The sequence below is a fragment of the Knoellia remsis genome (assembly GCF_003002895.1).
Classification (GTDB): Bacteria; Actinomycetota; Actinomycetes; order Actinomycetales; family Dermatophilaceae; genus Knoellia; species Knoellia remsis.
This window is the reverse complement of sequence record NZ_PVTI01000058.1, coordinates 1-2,018: the sequence shown is the minus strand read 5'-3', so window position 1 is coordinate 2,018 and position 2,018 is coordinate 1. Positions and strand designations below refer to the sequence as shown.

The following is a 2,018-nucleotide window of genomic DNA, read 5'->3' as shown; positions in this document are numbered from 1 at the left end:
GAGGTGACCACCGAGCTGATCGCCGGCGCCATCAACGCCTAAACCACAACCCTCGACGGATCACCGTCGTACACCACCGATCCGGACTTGACCTCTGGCCGCCTCTGCAGGCGTTCAATTGGGTGACTTTTTCGCGCGGGGAGTGGGTAGGTTCGGGCGGGTGACCGAGTCCTCCCGTATGCCGTCCGCTCCCGACCCGTCCGCGAGTTCCCGTATGCCGTCCGCTCCCGACCCGTCCGGCTCGCCTTCGCGGACCCCCACCGCCGTCGATGCCATCGCCGAGCAGCACTTCGACCAGGTGATGACGAACAGCCCCATCGAGGCGACCTACCTCGGCGTTGCCGTCCGCCAGGACGAGTACGACGACTTCTCCCCTGCCGGCTGGCAGGCGAAGGCCGACACCGCCCGCGCCACCCTCGCCCAGCTCGAGACGGTCGAGCCCACCGACGACATCGACCGCGTCACCATCGCCGCGATGCGCGAGCGCCTCGGCCTCGAGCTCGAGGTCCACGACGCCGGCCTCGACCGCGCCGACCTCAACGTCATCGCCTCGCCGATGCAGTCCGTGCGCGACGTCTTCGACCTCATGCCGACCGCGACCGGCGAGGAGTGGGCGACGGTCGTGCGCCGCCTCGACGCCGTCCCCGCGGCCCTCGACGGGTGGCGTGCCTCGCTCCTCTCCACCGCCGACGAGGGCACTGTCGCGGCCCGGCGGCAGGTCGAGGCGTGCGCCGCGCAGTGCGACGACCTCGTCGGCGACGCCGGCTTCTTCGCCAGCTTCGCGCGAGGCGCGAGCACCAAAGGCGACAGCGCCCTCCCGGACAGCCTGCGCGGCGACCTCGAGCGCGCCGCGCAGCACGCGTCCGAGGCGTATGCCGGCCTGCGCACCTTCCTGCGTGAGCAGCTCCTCCCGCGTGCTCGCGCCGAGGACCCGGTCGGGCGCGAGCACTACCAGCTCGCGAGCCGGCTCTTCCTCGGCGCGACGGTCGACCTCGAGGAGACCTACGCCTGGGGCCAGGAGGAGGTCGCCCGCATCGACGCCGAGATGCGGCGCACGGCCGAACGCATCCAGCCCGGTGCCGACGTCAAGGGCGCGATCGAAGCGCTCGGCGAGGACCCGGCATACCGGCTGCGCGGCACCGACGCGCTCCAGCAGTGGATGCAGGGCAAGGCCGACGAGGCCATCGAGATGCTCGGTGGCACCCACTTCGACATCCCCGAGCCGGTGCGCACCATCGAGTGCCGCATCGCGCCGACGCACACCGGCGGCATCTACTACACCGGCCCGAGCGAGGACTTCTCCCGCCCCGGCCGGATGTGGTGGTCGGTACCCAAGGGCGTCGAGGAGTTCGGGACCTGGGCCGAGCTGAGCACCGTCTACCACGAGGGCGTGCCGGGACATCACCTCCAAGTCGCGCAGACGACGTACCGCCGCGAGCTGCTCAACCGCTGGCGCCGGATGCTCTGCTGGGTCAGCGGCCACGGCGAGGGGTGGGCGCTCTACGCGGAGCGGCTCATGGTCGAGCTCGGCCACATGGAGGACCCGGGCAACTACCTCGGCTTCCTCGACGCCCAGTCGCTGCGCGCGGCCCGCGTCGTCCTCGACATCGGCATCCACTGCGGCTTCGACGCGCCGGCCGAGGTGGGCGGTGGGGCCTGGGACGACGACAAGGCGTGGCGCTTCCTCGCCGCCCACTCCAACGACGACGAGAAGACGCGCCGCTTCGAGCTCGACCGCTACCTCGGCTGGCCCGGGCAGGCCCCGAGCTACAAGATCGGCGAGCGCATCTGGATGCAGCTGCGCGACGAGGCCGCCCGGCGAGAGGGCGACGCGTTCGACAGCAAGGCGTTCCACTCACGCGCGCTCAACATCGGCTCGGTCGGCCTCGACGTCCTCACCGAGGCGATGCGCGCGTCCTGACACCGACGTCAGGTATGCCGGCCGCTCGCCTTTCGCGGCCGGCATACCTGTGGTGGCCGGTGTCCCCAACCATCCAATTGGGTGAGCTCGGGACGAA

At 71.3% G+C, this 2,018-nt stretch carries 1 protein-coding gene; it reads left to right on the top strand.

Annotation, left to right across the window (positions count from 1 at the left end; translation table 11 throughout):
- The first annotated feature begins 214 nt into the window (after positions 1 to 214).
- The gene (locus BCF74_RS16945; protein ID WP_106299098.1) at positions 215 to 1,921 is read left to right on the top strand and encodes a DUF885 domain-containing protein; all 1,707 of its coding nucleotides are present in this window, start codon (positions 215 to 217) and stop codon (positions 1,919 to 1,921) included.
- Positions 1,922 to 2,018 lie beyond the last annotated feature (97 nt).